Annotated in this window: 12 protein-coding genes; 10 read left to right on the top strand and 2 right to left on the bottom strand. The window is 60.1% G+C overall.

Annotated elements, in window-relative coordinates:
* Positions 1 to 60: 60 nt before the first annotated feature.
* From GOB82_RS04850 to GOB82_RS04860, 3 genes are read left to right on the top strand one after another with little or no spacing between them, the layout of a single operon-like run.
* Positions 61 to 1,185: an efflux RND transporter periplasmic adaptor subunit gene (locus GOB82_RS04850; protein ID WP_166120353.1), complete on the top strand. Its 1,125-nt coding sequence runs from the start codon at positions 61 to 63 to the stop codon at positions 1,183 to 1,185.
* Positions 1,178 to 4,267 carry an efflux RND transporter permease subunit gene (locus tag GOB82_RS04855; protein ID WP_166120356.1) on the top strand — a complete coding sequence of 1,030 codons (3,090 nt, stop codon included), beginning with the start codon at positions 1,178 to 1,180 and terminating at the stop codon, positions 4,265 to 4,267. Before GOB82_RS04850 ends, GOB82_RS04855 begins: the two co-directional genes overlap by 8 nt.
* Positions 4,264 to 5,802 (top strand): efflux transporter outer membrane subunit, encoded by a 1,539-nt coding sequence (locus GOB82_RS04860; protein ID WP_166120359.1) that lies wholly within the window; start codon positions 4,264 to 4,266, stop codon positions 5,800 to 5,802. The genes GOB82_RS04855 and GOB82_RS04860 overlap by 4 nt, the downstream gene beginning before the upstream one ends.
* On the opposite strand, the gene GOB82_RS04865 is transcribed toward GOB82_RS04860, so the two are convergent.
* Complete coding sequence (locus GOB82_RS04865; protein ID WP_242007193.1) at positions 5,782 to 6,492, bottom strand: Crp/Fnr family transcriptional regulator; 711 nt, start codon at positions 6,490 to 6,492, stop codon at positions 5,782 to 5,784. The genes GOB82_RS04860 and GOB82_RS04865 overlap by 21 nt on opposite strands.
* A gap of 368 nt (positions 6,493 to 6,860) precedes the next feature.
* Between GOB82_RS04865 and GOB82_RS04870 the strand changes: the two genes are divergently transcribed.
* The 6 genes from GOB82_RS04870 to GOB82_RS04895 all read left to right on the top strand — a co-directional run bounded on the left by GOB82_RS04870 (position 6,861) and on the right by GOB82_RS04895 (position 13,371).
* Positions 6,861 to 7,658 carry an OmpW/AlkL family protein gene (locus GOB82_RS04870; protein WP_166120365.1) on the top strand — a complete coding sequence of 266 codons (798 nt, stop codon included), beginning with the start codon at positions 6,861 to 6,863 and terminating at the stop codon, positions 7,656 to 7,658.
* Positions 7,659 to 7,662: 4 nt separating this feature from the next.
* Positions 7,663 to 9,042, top strand: coding sequence for an oxygen-independent coproporphyrinogen III oxidase (gene hemN, locus GOB82_RS04875; RefSeq protein ID WP_166120458.1), 1,380 nt, complete (start codon positions 7,663 to 7,665; stop codon positions 9,040 to 9,042).
* 164 nt (positions 9,043 to 9,206) lie between these two features.
* Entirely contained in the window at positions 9,207 to 9,866 is a 660-nt protein-coding gene (locus GOB82_RS04880) for a 2OG-Fe(II) oxygenase (RefSeq protein ID WP_242007194.1), read from the top strand.
* Between the two features lie 129 nt (positions 9,867 to 9,995).
* Positions 9,996 to 11,633, top strand: coding sequence for an electron transfer flavoprotein-ubiquinone oxidoreductase (locus GOB82_RS04885; RefSeq protein WP_166120368.1), 1,638 nt, complete (start codon positions 9,996 to 9,998; stop codon positions 11,631 to 11,633).
* Positions 11,634 to 11,695: 62 nt separating this feature from the next.
* Positions 11,696 to 12,445, top strand: coding sequence for an electron transfer flavoprotein subunit beta/FixA family protein (locus GOB82_RS04890; RefSeq protein WP_166120371.1), 750 nt, complete (start codon positions 11,696 to 11,698; stop codon positions 12,443 to 12,445).
* A 2-nt stretch (positions 12,446 to 12,447) separates the two neighbouring features.
* On the top strand, positions 12,448 to 13,371 hold the full coding sequence (locus GOB82_RS04895) for an FAD-binding protein (protein WP_166120374.1): 924 nt from the start codon (positions 12,448 to 12,450) through the stop codon (positions 13,369 to 13,371).
* Between the two features lie 105 nt (positions 13,372 to 13,476).
* On the opposite strand, the gene GOB82_RS04900 is transcribed toward GOB82_RS04895, so the two are convergent.
* Positions 13,477 to 14,148, bottom strand: a complete 672-nt coding sequence (locus GOB82_RS04900) for a TetR/AcrR family transcriptional regulator (RefSeq protein WP_338078192.1) — start codon at positions 14,146 to 14,148, stop codon at positions 13,477 to 13,479.
* Between the two features lie 125 nt (positions 14,149 to 14,273).
* Here GOB82_RS04900 and GOB82_RS04905 point away from each other — a divergent pair, with 125 nt between their 5' ends.
* Positions 14,274 to 15,827, top strand: a complete 1,554-nt coding sequence (locus tag GOB82_RS04905; protein ID WP_166120377.1) for an efflux transporter outer membrane subunit — start codon at positions 14,274 to 14,276, stop codon at positions 15,825 to 15,827.
* The last annotated feature ends 537 nt before the right edge of the window (positions 15,828 to 16,364 follow it).

Raw genomic sequence — 16,364 nt, forward strand, 5'->3', positions numbered from 1 at the left:
GTTGACACCAGACCCGAGCGGGTATCTCCTGCGCGGTCAAAAAGGGGGGTGCATCGCCCGATGAGAGTGAGTCTTTTTCCCGGTTGGGGCCGTTTTTCCGGTTGGGGCATGCCCGGCCTCCTGTGCACGGCCCTGTGTCTGGCCAGTGCGCCAGCGTGGGGCAAGACCTCCGTTGTCGTGGGGAAAGATGGCAGCCTGAATGTCCCTGAAGGCTCTCCGTTGCGCACTCGGCTGGAAGTACAGCCCGTTCAGGTTGTGGTCCCCAAGGATACGCTCTCTGTCCCCGGTGCGATTGTCGCGGAACCCGCGCGGCATGTTTCGATTTTTGCGCCGGTGGTCGGCCGTATCATGACATTGAGCGTCGTGCCCGGGCAGCATGTCAGGCAGGGGGATACCCTGGCGATGCTGTCTACAGGGGATACCGCTCAGGCATCCACGGATGAAGAAAAGGCTCACGCCGGTCTGGTGCTGGCGCAGAAGGCTCTGGCGCGTGCCCAGCAGGTCCGGCAGGCGGGCGGTGCCGCCACGCGTGATGTTGAGGTTGCACAGGCCGCTCTGGCGCAGGCGCAGGCGGAAGAACGCCGTGCGCAGGCCCGTCTGGCGGCGCTGGATGATTCCGTGGGCGAGGGCGGAAAACTGGTGCTGCGCTCCCCGGTGAATGGCGTGGTTTCTGCCGTTAACATGGCTCCGGGCCAGAATGTGACAGATGTAACGGCCCCCCTGCTGAGTGTGGAAGATCTCTCGGAAGTCTGGGTTGTGGCGGATGTGGCGGAAGCCGGCGCGGACCAGATTCATGTTGGTCAGGCGGTGTCTCTCACCCTGCCCGCGCGGGATGGTGTGGTGCTGTATGGAGAAATTGCAGCGGTTGAACCGGACCTGAGGCCCGATACGCGCCGCGTGCGCGCCATGATCCCGCTGCCCAACCCGGATGAAAACCTGCGCCCCAACATGTTCGCAACTGTCAATGTGCAGCTCAAGCAGCCGCCGGGGCTGATGGTGCCGCAGTCGGCCCTGCTGATGAACAATGACAACGTGACCGTTTTTGTTGAGACCGCCCCCTGGACGTTCATGCGGCGCAAGGTGGGCATTTCTTATGACGAAGGCGAAGATACACGGGTTTTGAGCGGCCTGAGTGCCGGAGACCGCATCGTGACACGCGGTGGGGTTCTGCTGAACGATGATTGAACGGATTATTGCGGCCTGCCTGCGGGAGCGCCGGATTGTTTTTGTCGCCATGGCGGTACTGGCCCTGTGGGGCGGGTGGGCATGGAAGGATATGCCCGTTGAGGCGTATCCCGACCTCGGGGCCGTGTCCGTTCAGATCACAACGCAAAGCTCCGGCCTTGCCGCGGAGGAGGTGGAGCAGCAGATCACCATTCCGCTGGAGCGCCAGCTTGCCGCCACGCCCGGGCTGGCGAACAGCCGGTCCAGCAGCACGTTCGGCCTGTCCCTCATCACCCTGATCTTCCGGGATGGGGTGAATGTTTATGCTGCCCGCCAGCGGGTAACGGAACAGTTGGCGCAGGTTACGCTGCCGCCGGGGGTTACGGCCAGCCTCGGGCCGGTGACCAGCCCTTCAGGTGAAATTTACCGCTACACGCTGGAATCAGACAGCCTGAACCTGATGCAGCTTTCCGAAATCCAGCGCTGGATTGTGATTCCGGCCCTCACCAAGGTGCAGGGCGTGGCGGCTATCAACAATTTTGGTGGCTTCACGCGGGAATACCAGCTTCTGCTGGACCCGGCGGCTCTCTACCGTTTCCATGTGGGTGTGAATGACATTCTGGCGGCTATTACCAGCAGCAGTGTCAATTCCGGCGGGGGTCGCGTAGCGCGAGGCGAGCAATCCTATATCGTGCGCGGCGTGGGGATGATCCATTCTCTGAAGGAAATGGGCGATATCCCGGTCAGCCAGCATGATGGTGTGCCGGTTTTCCTGCGGGAACTCGGGCAGATGCAGCTTGGGCATCAGGTGCGCGAAGGGATTCTGGGGAAAGACGGAAACCCGGATACCATTGAAGGCATTGTCAGCATGGTCACGGGGGAAAACGCCTCGAACGTGCTGAACCTGCTGCATGCCCGTGTGGAACAGTTGCAAAAGCAGCTCGCACCACAGGGGGTGCGGATTGTACCTTATATTGACCGCGACAATCTGGTGAACGCCACCACGGACAAGGTGACGCATACGGTGCTGGAAGGCGTGGGGCTGGTATTTGTCATCCTCATCCTGTTCCTTGGCAGCCCGCGCAGTGCGCTGGTGGCGGCGGTAACAATTCCGCTGGCGCTGGCCACGGTTTTTCTTCTCATGAGCCTGCTCGGCATGCCCGCCAACCTGTTCTCCCTCGGTGCGATTGATTTCGGGGTGATTGTGGATGGCGCGATTGTGGTGACGGAATCCATCCTGCGCCTGCGGGAGGAAGAGCCCGGCCACACCATGACTCTGGATGATGTGCGGGGCCTGACGCAGCATGTCGGGCGCGCCATCGTGTTTGCCACACTGGTGATCATTGTGGCCTACAGCCCGCTCTTTGCGTTTGAAGGGGCGGAGGGGCGGCTGTTCCGGCCTATGGCCTTTACGGTCAGCTTTGCTTTGCTGGGGGCGCTGCTCAGCGCCATTGTGCTCACGCCGTCTCTGGCCTTTCTGGCCATGCGCAACCCGCACAAGATTTTCCATAACAAGCCGCTGGAAAAGCTGCACCACCTGTATCATGACGGTCTGGCGCATGTCATGCGCAGGCCGCTGCTGGCCTATATCGGGGCGATTGTGGCCTTTGTGCTGGTGGTGGTGCTGGGCATGAGGACCGGGCGGGAGTTCCTGCCGGAAATGGATGAGGGCGCCCTGTGGCTTCAGGTCCAGCTGCCTTCCGGCCTTTCTCTGGAAAAAGCCGGGGCCATGGCGGATGAAGTGCGCCATGCGATCTATACGTTCCCCGAAACCTCTTACGCCGTGACCCAGCTTGGCCGGAACGATTCCGGCACGGACCCCTGGACCCCCTCACATATTGAAGTGCCGGTGGGCCTCAAGCCCTACAGCTCCTGGCCGCATGGCGAGACAAAAGCCCAGTTTGTCACCAAGCTGCATGAGCGTCTGGCTAAAATTCCCGGCATTAGCTTCGGCATCAGCCAGCCGATTGCCGATGGGATGAATGATCTGGTCGGCGGGGCGCATTCCGCGCTCGTGCTGCGCGTTTACGGGAATGATCCGCGTGAGATCCGGCGGATTGGCACGCAGATTGTGAATATTCTGAGAACCGTGAAGGGCACAACCGAAGCCTCCATCTTTCAGGAGCCGGAAATTCCCGAACTCAATATCGTGGCGGACCGCCCCGCTGCGGCGCGCTACGGGATTTCCGTTGCGGATATCATGGCTGTGGTGGGGAATGCTGTTGGTGATGGCCCCATTTCCCAGATCTATATCGCGGACCGCACATATAATATGACGGTGCGCGTGCCGCCTGCCACGGCGAGCAATCTGCGCTCACTGGCGCATCTGCCGCTGACAGCCGCCAATGGTGCGCAAATTCCTCTGGAGCGGGTCGCGCAGATCAGCCTGAAAACCGGTGAGGGCACGATCTCGCATGAAATGACGGAACGGCAGATCACCCTGCGGGTGGATAACGGCAAACGGCCTTTGTCCGAATATATGGCGGAAGCCCAGAAGAAAATTGCCGATCAGGTGCATTTCAACCCCAGCCTGTATCGTTTGCAGTGGGCCGGTGCGTTTGAGCAGCAGCAGCGTGCCCAGGCGCGCCTGACGGTTGCTCTGGGCATCATGCTGGTGGTCATGCTGGTTCTGCTGTTTGCGGAATTCCGCGTGATGCGGCAGGCCGTGCTGATTCTGGCCGTGGTGCCACTTGCCCTTCTGGGTGGGCTGGTTGCGCTGCAGGTCAGGGGAGACACCCTGAACGTGGCAACGGCCGTGGGCTTTATCGCGCTGTTCGGGGTGGCGGTGCAGAACGGGATTATCATGATCTCCAACATCAACCGGCACCGGGCGCAGGGTGTGTGGCTGTATGATGCTGTTCTGGAAGGGGCTGGCGAGCGTTTCCGCCCGGTGCTGATGACAGCCACAGTTGCCAGCATGGGCATGCTGCCCGCAGCACTGGCCACCGGTATCGGGACCGACGTGCAGCGTGGGCTGGCCACTGTGGTGGTTGGCGGTCTGGGGATTGCGACGTTGCTGACGCTGTTTATCCTGCCGACGTTTTATTATGAGATGGAAGCCTGGTGCGAGCGCCGCGCTGCCGCGAAGGAGCCTGCACCATGATGCGGAGAAAATCGGCGCTCTGGGCGGCAACGACACTGGTCCTGAGCGGCTGCGCCGTGGGGCCGAATTTCAGGAAGCCAGCCCCCCCGGCCCCTACGGATTATGGGCAGGCGGGAAAAGGTCAGGCCACGCAGGCTGTGTCCGGTGCGGCTGAACGGGCCGCCGGTGGGCCGCAGAGTGTCGTGCAGGTGTTTCATCCGGGGCAGGATATCCCCGCACAATGGTGGGCGCTCTTCCACTCCCCGGAGCTGGACAAATTGGTGCGCCGCGCGCTGGACCAGAATCCTTCGCTCGAATCCGCGCGGGATGCGCTGGCGGCGGCCAACGAAAACCGTCTGGCCCAGCAGAGTGCGCTGTATCCGTCTATTTCGGGCAGCTACAACCCAACCCGTAACAAGACATCCCGCACCTATTCTGCCGTGCCGAACAGCAACGCATGGCTCTACACCGTGCATACGGCCCAGTTGAATATCTCGTATGTGCCGGATCTGTGGGGCGGGGTGCGCCGTGGCGTGGAAGCCGCGAAGGCCATGCGTGATGCCCAGCGCGACCAGCTTGAGGCGGTTTACCTCACCCTCACATCCTCCGTGGTGCAGGCGGCTATTGATTATGCGGCTCTGAATGCGCAGCTCGAGGCCACAAATTCACTGGTTGCCGTGCAGCGCGCGGTGCTGGCTTCGGCTGAGCGGCAGGAGCAGGTGGGGCAGTTCTCTCGGAACAATGTGGCCATGCAGCGCGCCTCTCTGGCGCAGAATGAGGCCAGTCTGGCTCCGCTGCAAAAGCAGCTTGAGCAGCAGCGGCACCTGATTGCAGCCCTTGTGGGGGATGCGCCGGATGCGCCGGAACCGACATTCACGCTGGAGAGCCTGACACTCCCGGTTGATTTGCCACTCACTCTGCCTGCCCGGCTGGTTGAGCAGCGCCCGGATGTTCGTACCGCGCAGGATAACTGGCATGCAGCCTGTGCACGGGTGGGTGTGGCCGTTGCGAATCGTCTGCCCAATGTGCAGCTTGGCGCAACGCCGGGGTTTGCCGCGGCCTCCATCGCGCAGATGGCAACACCGGGTTTCGGGCAGTGGGAAATTGCCGCCATGGTCACGCAGCCGCTGTTTGACGCCGGTTTGCTGCGGCATCAGGAAAACGCGGCGCGTGCGGCGTATGATCAGGCCACGGCGGATTACCGCACCGCGCTTATCAGCGCCCTGCAGGATGTGGCGGATACCCTGACAGCCATCCGGTCAGATGCTGTGGCGCTGGGGGCCAATGCCTCCGCCGCAACGGCCGCGGCGGAAAGCTGGCATATTGCTCAGGCGCAGTATCGACTTGGGGATGTGAGCGAAGTCACCATGCTGCAGGCCCAGCAGACCCAGCTTCAGGCCCAGCTTGCTCTGGCGCAGGCCAGAGCGGGCAGACTGTCAGATACAGTCGCCCTGTTTCAGGCTCTGGGTGGCGGCTGGTGGAACCGGAAAGAGTCAGTGGCTCCTCACGCGCCGTCCTGGCACCCGGATAAAGGCCTAGCGGTTATCCTGCCCTGAGGCGAGGTCTTCCAGACGGGAGACCGCGAGCACGCGAATCCCGTGATTATCCGTGCCGGTAATGATTTTTTCGCGGCGCAATGCGCTGAGGGTACGGCTGACGGTTTCAATGGTCAGGCCAAGATAATCGGCAATATCAACCCGTGTCATGGGCAGGGACACCATCTGCCCTTCCACGGCGGAGTCGGCATGGGGGGAGGGGGGCATCATGCGGGCCAGCAGGAAGCTGGCAATGCGCTCCCGTGCGGTCTTGCGGCCCAGAAGCAGCATCTGTTCCTGCGCTTCCGCCAGTTCTCCGGTGATTTCTGTCAGAAGCCTGCGCTCGAAAAGCGGGTAGTCCGTCAGCAGGGTTTCAAGCTGAGGGCGAAGAAACCGGCAGACCTGCACGGTATCAACAGTTTCCGCCCCGAAGGAATAGGTTCTGGCGTTGGTCAGCCCGAGAAAGTGGCCCACATCCGCAAAGCCGGTTATCTGGCGGCGGCCATCGGGAAGGGATTTGAAGAGCTTGACCGTGCCTTTGGTGACATTGAAGAAAGCAATGGCAGGAGAGCCTTCTTCAATCAGGGTTGTTGCCGGCGGAAAAGTCAGGCGGCTGGAGGCCTGCGCCAGAATTTCCAGTTCCTTGTCATTGATGGCGTTGCAAATGCTTTGCCCGCGAATGCCACAGACAGTGCAGCGCTGAAGCTCCATACCTGTGTCTTGTAAGAACCTGCGCCTGAGCGGGAGGGGCGCTGTCCGTGGATGATCTGTAAGGGACATAGAGGTACGGATCCGGTAAAGCCGACTCTTGCGGAGTATGGAACTGTCCGGAAAAGCCTGAGGCAGGAAAATCTGCCGTAAATATTAGGTCATTGTTGATATAAATCAACGACAAGTCTTAAAATTCCAATCCTGCAGGGGTATTTTAAGAGAATGTCAGCATTGTGCAGTACGCTGTGGTGTAAATGGCACACCCTTCTGCCGATCGTAGTTTGTGTTTGATCTAAATCATGGTGGCTGGTCTCTGCGCGTGATTTTTGCGTCTCATGAATTACAGCGCAGTTGGAAGAGTAACAGGTATGGTCAAGCTTCGTTCCTTATTTGCAGCCCTTGCGGCAGGTGTGGCAGCCGTGTCCGGTGCCACTGCGGCTCAGGCTCAGGTTGCGGCTCCGGCATCTTCGAATGCGGCCTATGTCAATGCTCCGGTTGTCAGCCAGATTCCGGCGGCTCCCCGTCAAGGCGGCGGGCATTGCGGCCTGTTTGAAACCTGCGCCAGCACCAAGATCGGTCTGGGGAAAGGTGACTTCCTCATCCGTCTCTCCGCTCTGGGCGTCATGCCTGAAGATCGGGACAGCAAGCTCTGGCTGAACGGCAATGTCCTTCCGGGCCGCGTGAAGACCACACGCCAGGTGATGCCGGAACTGACGTTTGAATATTTCTTCACGGATAACGTGTCTATTGACCTGATTGCTGCCAGCACCCGTCATGAAGTGGCGGCTGAAGGCACGCCGCTGGGCAAGATTGACGTTGGCAGCGCATGGGTTCTTCCGCCGACGGTCACGCTCGCATGGCACTTCCGTCCGCATAAACGCTTCAACCCGTATCTGGGCGTGGGTGGCACGCTGGCATGGTTCCATAACGTGTCCCCCGCTGGTGGCGTTGTGCAGAAGCTGAACGTGGGTGTTACGGGTGGTCCGTCTGTCAACGCAGGTTTTGATTATCAGCTCGTCGGCAACTGGTTCTTCAACTTTGATGTGAAGCAGATGTTCATGAGAATGCACGCCTGGGCGAACGATCGTGACTCCAAGGCCTTCATCAAGGCGCATGATTCTCTCGACCCGACCGTGGTCGGCGCTGGTATCGAATACCGGTTCTAATGGCATGAGCGCGGCGTCTTTATCGGATCTGGTTCTTCGTTACGGCGGGAACCTGCCGCGCTACACCAGCTACCCGACCGCTGCCAGCTTTACGGAGGCGGTCGGGCCTGCGCAGGCCGAACAGTGGCTGCGCGCCCTCCCGGCGGATGAGCCGGTTTCTCTGTATTTCCATGTCCCGTTCTGTGATGAGCTGTGCCGCTTCTGCGGGTGCAACACATCAGTCATGCGCCATGAAGACGGGCGTATGGCGTATGGGGATCTGCTGCGGGAAGAACTGCGCCGGATTGTGGCGCTGGTGGGAAGCGGGCGGCGTGTCAGGCACCTTCAGTTCGGGGGCGGCACGCCCTCCACTCTGCCGGCGGCCTCTCTCCGGCAGGTTCTGCGCAGTGTGCGCCAGTTTTTCCGCATAGACCCGGATGCCGAGCTGGCCATGGAGCTGGACCCCCGGCATGTGCCTTCCGGATATCCGGAACTGCTGGGGGCGCTTGGTTTCACGCGTATCAGCATTGGTGTGCAGGATCTGGAAGAAAAGGTGCAGGAGGCTTGTGGCCGGCATCAGTCTTTTGCCCAGACGGAAGCCTGCCTCACCGCAGTGCGCAATGCCGGTGTTTCCGGCGTGAATGTCGATCTGATTTATGGCCTGCCCTACCAGACAGAAGAGAGTGTGGCGGCCACGGCGCGCAAGATTGCGTCCCTCCGGCCCAGCCGTCTGGCGGTGTTTGGCTATGCGCATGTGCCCTGGAAGCAGAAGCGTCAGCGCCTGATCCCCGAGGAAGCCTTGCCGCTCCCGGTTGAGCGCCTGCGCCAGCGCGCCCGTATGGAAGAGGTCCTGTGCGAGGAAGGCTATCTGCCCATCGGGCTGGATCATTACGCCCTGCCGGATGACCCGCTGGTGAAAGCCGCACAGGCAGGCACGCTTCGCCGCAATTTTCAGGGCTATACAACCGATTCGTCGGCTGTGTTGCTGGGCATGGGGGCTTCCGCCATTTCCATGCTGCCGGGCGGGTATACGCAGAATATCACGGCGGTTGCGCCCTATGCCCGCGCCTTGGCAGATCAGCCGGGCCTGCCGGTTGCCCGTGGCGTGGCCCGCACAGCGGATGATACGCTGCGGGGCCGTCTGATTGAGGAACTGATGTGCACCATGCAGCTCGACCTTGAGGCCGGGCCAGCAAAAGGGCACGATTTTTCTGCTGAATATGCAGCCCTCAAGCCACTTGTGCAGGATGGGTTTGTGGTGCTGGACGGTGGTTCCGTAAGGGTCACGCCGGAAGGGCGGCCTTTCCTGCGTCATGTGGCGGCGGTGTTTGATACACGGCGCAACGCCCTGCCTGTGGCAGACTCCGGCGCTACGCCTCAACCCCGGTTTGCAACGGCACTTTAGAACCTCGGCTGGCCGCCACCGTGCAAGCATAAGTTGCAAGCATCAGTTGATTGCGGGGTGATTTTGGCGCATGGAGAGAAAGCTTTCCATGCCCGGATGCCATGAAAAAGAACGGCATTCCTGTTAAGGGCAGGAACCCGCATCACAGCTGAAGGACAGGACAGATGCGTTCTGACGCCCCCGCTTTGACAGAAAAGCTGGCCACCATGCAGCCGTCACAGGTTCCGTTTACGCATTGGATGCTCGAGTCCGTGCTTGAACCGGATGCCTGCGATGCCCTGTTGGAATGGGAGCCGGGAGAAGAGGCGCGTGCCGGAGATGTCGGCGGTCGCCGTGAGACCCGGAACAAGTCCCGCGTGTTTGTCGATGCCGCAACCCGTGCGCGGGATGCACGGCTGGACCGTATGGCCCGTCAGTTTGACAGTGAACACGCCCGCAAGGTGTTCAAGGACGTGTGCGGAGCCAAGCTGGAAGATTCCGCCCTCCGGCTGGAGTTGTGTCTGGATACGGATGGATTCTGGCTTGAGCCGCATACGGATATCGGTGCGAAAAGGCTGACCCTGCTCATCTCCCTCTCCACCAATGATAAAAACGGAACCTGGGGCACGGATCTGATGACGCCGGACGGTGAGTCCGCCGTGCGGGCATCCGGTGCGTTCAATTCCGGGGTGCTGTTCATCCCCTCAGACAAAACCTGGCATGGTTTTGTAAAGCGGCCCATTGAAGGCACTCGCCGCACACTTATCGTCAATTTTGTCGATCCCGCATGGCGGGCCGTGCATGAGCTGGCTTTTGGTCCGAGAGCTGCCAGCCCTTCAGCCTGACGCCGCCCGAGGGGTTTGCGCCCGGTTTTTCGGGCCGGGCCGGGGACAGCTCAGGCTGTTTTTTTGCAATTCCGCGTTAAATCGGCTTTAGGAAGGCCTCGCCGAGATCTCAACGGGGGCTGAACGGGAATGAGTGAATCTGTGCGTGAGTCGATGGAGTTTGATGTCGTCATAGTTGGCGGCGGGCCAGCCGGGTTGGCTGCGGCTATCCGCCTGCGCCAGCTCTCACCGGACACAACGGTCTGCCTTATTGAAAAAGGCAGCGAAATTGGGGCGCATATCGTCTCCGGCGCGGTGATCGAGCCGCGGGCGCTGGCGGAACTTCTGCCGGACTGGCAGGAGCGTGGCGCTCCGCTGAACACACCGGTGGCGGCAGAGGAGATGCTCTATCTCACGGAGACCGGCAGCCTGCGTGTGCCCATGCTGGACCGGCTGATGCCGCACATGGCCAATCACGGCAATTATATTGTCAGCCTCGGGGAAGTCTGCCGCTGGCTGGCGGCACAGGCGGAAGAGCTGGGAGTGGAAATCTACCCCGGCTTTGCAGGGGCTGAAGTCCTGATTGAAGATGGCCGTGTGGTTGGTGTGGCCACCGGAGATATGGGTATTACCAAAGACGGCGCTGAAGGCCCCAATTACCAGCCGGGCATGGAACTGCGCGGGCGGTACACGCTGTTTGCGGAAGGCTGCCGTGGGTCACTGACCAAACAGGTCATGGCGCGGTATGACCTGCGCAAGGGTGTGGACCCGCAGACCTATGGCCTGGGTATCAAGGAAGTGTGGGAAATCCCGGCGGAAAACCATCGCCCCGGTCTGGTTCAGCACAGCTTTGGCTGGCCGCTGGATGATCACACCTATGGGGGCGCCTGGCTTTATCATTTCGGCGAAAATCTGGTGTCTTACGGCTTCGTGCTCGGGCTGGATTACGCCAACACATGGCTTTCCCCGTTTGAGGAAATGCAGCGCGTCAAGCTGCATCCGGCGTTTCGCAAGCATCTGGAAGGCGGCCGGCGTGTCAGCTACGGCGCGCGGGCGCTCTCCGAAGGGGGGCTTCAGTCTCTCCCGCGTTTGACCTTTCCCGGCGGCGCACTCATCGGGGATTCCGCAGGCTTTCTGAACGTGCCCAAAATCAAGGGCACGCATACCGCCATGAAGTCCGGCATGCTGGCGGCGGAAGCCGTGGTTGAGGCCATGCAGACCGACAGCGTTGAACCCACGTCTTTCACAGACCGTGTGAAGGCATCCTGGCTGTGGGAGGAACTGCATGCGGCCCGCAATATCCGCCCGGCGTTCGCCCGGTTCGGGATGAAGGGTGGTGCGCTCTATGCCGCGCTGGATGCAATGCTTCTGCGTGGCCGTGCGCCCTGGACACTGCATTTCAAGCATCAGGACAATGAAACCCTGAAGCCCGCAGCCCAGTGCCGGAAACCGGCTTATCCCAAAGCGGATGGCACGCTCACGTTTGACCGGCTTTCCTCCGTATTCCTGTCCGCCACCAATCATGAGGAAGATCAGCCGGTGCACCTGCGCCTGCGCGATCCTTCTCTGTGGAAAACGGTGAACTGGGATGTCTTTAAGGCGCCCGAAGCCCGTTATTGCCCGGCGGGCGTGTATGAAGTGGTGGATGAAGCCACGGCACCCGCCCTGCGGATTAACGCGCAGAACTGCGTGCATTGCAAAACCTGTGACATCAAGGATCCCCGGCAGAATATCGACTGGACTGTGCCGGAAGGGGGCGGTGGCCCAAATTATCCTGCCGGTATGTGAATTCGTTGCAAAATACTGTAAGCAACGCTGGAAAGATCCTGCATCTGCAAGCGAAAGAAGCCATGAAGATTGTAGTACCTGTCAAGCGGGTCGTTGATTATAACATCAAACCGCGTGTTAAGGCGGATGGCAGCGGTGTTGAAACCACTGGCGTCAAGATGTCCATGAACCCCTTTGATGAGATTGCCGTGGAAGAAGCGGTGCGTCTCAAGGAGAAGGGCGTTGCCTCTGAAGTTGTTGTTGTCTCCATTGGGGTGCAGCAGGCGCAGGACACCCTGCGGACAGCCATGGCCATGGGGGCGGACCGCGCCATTCTCGTGCTTTCGGAAGAAAGCCCGGAACCGCTGGCAGTCGCCAAGGTGCTGAAGGCCATCAACGAGAAAGAACAGCCCGGCCTGTTCATTCTTGGCAAGCAGGCCATTGATGATGACATGAACGCCACCGGCCAGATGCTGGCTGGCCTGCTTGGCTGGGGCCAGGCGACGTTCGCCGGCAAGGTTGAGGTGGCGGATGGCCGTGTGAAGGTCAGCCGTGAAATTGATGGCGGCACGGAAGATGTGTCTCTGTCCCTTCCCGCGGTTGTCACGGCAGACCTGCGGCTGAACGAGCCGCGTTATGCCTCCCTGCCCAACATCATGAAGGCACGGAAAAAGCCTCTGGAAACCCTGAATGCGGAAGACCTCGGGGTGGATATGGCCCGCCGTCTGACCGTGGTGTCCGTGGCCGAGCCCGCAGAGCGTCAGGCTGGCGTGAAGGTTGGTTCCGTGGCTGAACTGGTTGAAAAACTGCGTAACGAAGCAAAGGTGATCTGATCATGACCGCTCTTGTTCTTCTTGATCATGAAGAGGGCCGGATCAGAAAATCTGCCCTTTCCGCTGTCACGGCGGCCTCCCGGTTTGGGGATGTGCATGTGCTGGTAACGGGTGATGCCGCTGTGGCGCAGGCCGCCGCCGCGATTCCCGGTGTTGCGAAAGTGCTGCATGCGGCCGATGCGCAGTATGCGCATGAACTGGCCGAACCGCTGGCCGCGCTGATTGTCTCTCTGGCCGGTGGTTATGAGCAGATCGTTGCCGCGGCTGGTGCCGTGGGCAAAAACGTCCTGCCCCGCGCCGCTGCTCTGCTGGATGTGCAGCCCATTCCGGAAGTTATCCGCATTGTGGATGCTGAAACGTTCGTGCGCCCGATTTACGCAGGGAATGCGCTGGCCACCGTCCGGTCTTCCGATGCCAAAAAGGTTCTGACCGTGCGTGGCTCCGCGTTTGATGCCGCTCCGGCAGAAGGCGGCTCAGCCCCCATTGAAGTGGTTGCTCCGGCAGTAAACCCGAATGTTTCTGAATTCGTGGCCGTTCATCTGTCCGATTCCGAACGTCCGGAACTGGAATCCGCCCGCGTGGTGGTGTCCGGTGGTCGTGGCCTTCAGAGCGAAGAGAAGTTCCATATTCTGGAACCGCTGGCAGATAAGCTGGGTGCGGCCATCGGGGCATCCCGCGCGGCTGTGGATTCAGGGTTTGTGCCCAACGAACTTCAGGTCGGGCAGACCGGCAAGATTGTGGCACCGGAGCTTTATCTGGCGTTCGGTATTTCCGGCGCGATCCAGCATCTGGCAGGCATGAAAGACAGCCGCGTGATTGTGGCCGTGAACAAGGACCCGGAAGCCCCGATCTTCCAGGTAGCTGATTACGGGATCGTGGGGGATCTGTTCGAGATCGTACCGGCGCTCACTACTGCGCTGAACTAAGAATACCCTTCTTGCGGCCCCGCTTTCTGGGGTCGTTCAAGCTGGAAGCCTGTGCGGTCTCACGGAACGCACAGGCTTTTTTATGGCAGAAGGCTCGCGTGCGGTTCAGGGCTTGGCGGTCGAATCGGGCGTGTTCGCGCCATAGGCGGCCAGAAACACCCGTACCGCAGAATGAATCACTTTCTCGGCTTCGGCGGCCTCATTCTCAAAGGGCATGTAGAGGCGTTTGCGGTGCGCAATGCGTGTCTTGCAAAGAGCGAAGAACTGTTCTGCCGCAAAAGTCGGGTCGTCCACCGTGAGGGTGCCCAGAGAAACCTGATTTTCAATCCAGTCCCGCAGCATTTCCGTCGCTATTTTGGGACCGTGCTCCCAGAAGATCACCCCCAGATGCGGGAAATGTGGCGCTTCGGAAACAATAATCCGGTAGAGCATCAGGCTCTCAGGGGAGGTGATCAGTTTCACCATTTCACGGGCGACAGTCGTCAGCGTTTCTTCCGGTGGCCGGTTCATCTGTATCGGAGCCAGAATCTGGGGAAGTTTTTCACAGCATCGTTTTTGTACAAACGCACCGAACAGGTCAGACTTGTTGGTAAAATAATTGTAAAGCGTCCCTTTGGAGACCCCTGCCTCACGCGCAATGGCAGACATACTGGCGCCTTCAAAGCCATGCGCAGCAAAAACGGCCATGGCTCCATTCAGGATTTGTTGGCGTTTTGCTTCGGAGTCCCCGGTGCAGACATGAGGCATTGCAGTGGAGGTAGGGGGGGAGGCAGGCATAATGTTATTTTATTCCAAGGTGTGATGATTGACGCAACATTGAAAAGCGATAGGTTGGCATGCTGACCGAACCGGTCGGTCAGTGCAAGGGCCGGACAGTCAGAAGACTGAATTTCGTAGGAGCAATGCAGGTGGCGAAACGGTATGTATCGGGGGCAGGCACCGTAGTTCTGGCATTGGCGCTGGGTGGGTGCATGGTGGGCCCGGATTACAAAAAGCCAGCCACATGGACCCCGGCAGAATGGCACCATGCCAAACTGGAAGGGTCATCACGTGTTCTGAGTGTGCCCAGCACTCAGGCGCCGGACCCGGAATGGTGGTCTGTTTTTCAGGACCCGGAACTGACATCTCTTGAAAAACGGCTTGCAGCAGAAAACCTTGATGTCCTGCAGGCAACAGAACAGTTGGCTGTCAGCCGTGGGCAGTTATTGATCGCCGGGGCGGAACGCTTCCCGGATCTCGCGGCAAGCGGTTCCTACAAGCGTGCGCAGTACAGCTCCAAGCAGGTGAGCCGCATTCTCGACCGTATCAGCCAGAATGCTCCGGAAGGGGCAGGAGCCCTGCTCTCCTCAGAGGCATCCAATGTTACGATTCCGCTGCTCAACCAATGGCAGGATGGCCTTCAGGCGAGCTGGGAAGTGGACCTGTGGGGCCGCGTGCGGCGGCAGTATGAGGCCGCCAAAGCCTATCTTACAGCCTCCATGGAAGAGCGGCGCGGTATCCTGATTGCCCGTCAGGCGGAACTGGCGCGGGATTATATGGAACTGCGCGGGCTTCAGGAGCAGTTGCGCATCACCATTGCCAACCGTGATGCCGCAACCCGGATGCTTACCCTCAGCAGTGCCCGGTATAAAAGTGGCCTGGTGAGCGAACTGGATGTGGAAAGTGCGCGGTCTCAGGTTGAAAGCACCAGTGCTGCCATTCCGCAGTATGAACAGCGGATTGCCATGCAGGTGAACGCCATCAATCTGCTCATGGGAGCTCCCCCCGGTGCCCTGAATGCGGAACTGACACGGGCAGCCTCGATTCCCCTGGTGCCGGCGGCTGTTCCTGTTGGCCTGCCGTCTGAACTGGCGCGCCGTCGCCCCGATATTCGGGAAGCAGAAGCAGAGCTGCACGCCGCCACGGCTGAAGTCGGGCAGGCTGAAGCGGATTTCTATCCCAAAGTCACGATTGATGCCGGGTTTGGTTTCCAGTCCTTGTCATTCCGGGATCTCGGATTCTGGAGTTCGCGCGCCTGGAATGTCGGGCCGTCCATCTCCCTGCCCATTTTCCAGGGTGGGCGTCTGGTTGGCCAGCTTGCAATGAAGAAGGCCTCCCAGAAAACTGCGGCCCTGCGGTATCGTAAAACCGTGCTCACGGCGTGGAGCGAGGTAGATAATGCACTCACCGCGTATGAGGCCGAGCAGAAGCGGAATCTGAGCCTGAAGACGCAGGTCGCGGCAGATCAGCGGTCCTGGCAGCTGGCGCAGGACCAGTACCGTCATGGGCTGCAAAGCTTCCTGCAGGTGCTGGATACAGAGCGCCGTCTGCTCGCATCCCAGACTCAACTGGCGGACAGCACCGCCGTGATCTCGGATAACCTTGTGCGCCTCTATAATGCGCTGGGCGGTGGTTGGGAGACGACATATCCCGAGCAGACCGGCAAAAAGCCGCCTCAAGGCACACAGCACAGCTAGACGCCTGTTCCTTACAGGATGGCATGAAAACCCCCGGTGTCTTTGGCACCGGGGGTTTTTGCGTTTTCAGTGATAGCAGAAGGAGGCGCTTTGTCCCGCTGGGCCTGTGCGAAGGCGGGATGGTGTCGTGCGCCATCAGGCTTTGTTGTCCTGTGGAGCGTCCTCAAAACGGGTCTGTGTGGGGCTGAAAGGGAGTCGGGGGAAGGCAGGGGGCGTGCTAACGCTTTGAAAACTGGCGGGAAACTGGGTTTTTTGTTTAGGGGATAGGTAAGGGGTGCATTTTTTTGAAGTTTTTATGATGAGGGGTGTTGACGGGGTGTGGTTGATCGCTTAGAAACCGCTTCACCGACGCGGTGGTGTTTAACGGTTGACGGAGCTGAGAGGCTCTGCTAAGTTACTTGGCCCGGTTGGGGGGTGGTCTTTGACAAGAGAATAAGAAGAGAGGGATATGCTGACGGCGTATCTTTTTGATCTAGCGGCCTTTTGGTTGTTAGGTTGAGGGGATCTGACTGAATTTCTGATTTGGTCATGACGTTT

The sequence above is a fragment of the Acetobacter farinalis genome, assembly GCF_011516935.1.
In the GTDB taxonomy this organism is placed as follows: domain Bacteria; phylum Pseudomonadota; class Alphaproteobacteria; order Acetobacterales; family Acetobacteraceae; genus Acetobacter; species Acetobacter farinalis.

Excerpts from the sequence above, each read along its gene's own strand:
- GOB82_RS04850 (WP_166120353.1), top strand. The coding sequence starts at position 61 with ATGAGAGTGAGTCTTTTTCCCGGTTGGGGCCGTTTTTCCGGTTGGGGC.
- GOB82_RS04870 (WP_166120365.1), top strand. The coding sequence starts at position 6,861 with ATGGTCAAGCTTCGTTCCTTATTTGCAGCCCTTGCGGCAGGTGTGGCA.
- GOB82_RS04880 (WP_242007194.1), top strand. The coding sequence starts at position 9,207 with ATGCGTTCTGACGCCCCCGCTTTGACAGAAAAGCTGGCCACCATGCAG.
- GOB82_RS04860 (WP_166120359.1), top strand. The coding sequence starts at position 4,264 with ATGATGCGGAGAAAATCGGCGCTCTGGGCGGCAACGACACTGGTCCTG.
- hemN (WP_166120458.1), top strand. The coding sequence starts at position 7,663 with ATGAGCGCGGCGTCTTTATCGGATCTGGTTCTTCGTTACGGCGGGAAC.
- GOB82_RS04865 (WP_242007193.1), bottom strand. The coding sequence starts at position 6,492 with ATGGAGCTTCAGCGCTGCACTGTCTGTGGCATTCGCGGGCAAAGCATT.
- GOB82_RS04855 (WP_166120356.1), top strand. The coding sequence starts at position 1,178 with ATGATTGAACGGATTATTGCGGCCTGCCTGCGGGAGCGCCGGATTGTT.
- GOB82_RS04905 (WP_166120377.1), top strand. The coding sequence starts at position 14,274 with ATGCAGGTGGCGAAACGGTATGTATCGGGGGCAGGCACCGTAGTTCTG.
- GOB82_RS04895 (WP_166120374.1), top strand. The coding sequence starts at position 12,448 with ATGACCGCTCTTGTTCTTCTTGATCATGAAGAGGGCCGGATCAGAAAA.
- GOB82_RS04890 (WP_166120371.1), top strand. The coding sequence starts at position 11,696 with ATGAAGATTGTAGTACCTGTCAAGCGGGTCGTTGATTATAACATCAAA.
- GOB82_RS04885 (WP_166120368.1), top strand. The coding sequence starts at position 9,996 with ATGAGTGAATCTGTGCGTGAGTCGATGGAGTTTGATGTCGTCATAGTT.
- GOB82_RS04900 (WP_338078192.1), bottom strand. The coding sequence starts at position 14,148 with ATGCCTGCCTCCCCCCCTACCTCCACTGCAATGCCTCATGTCTGCACC.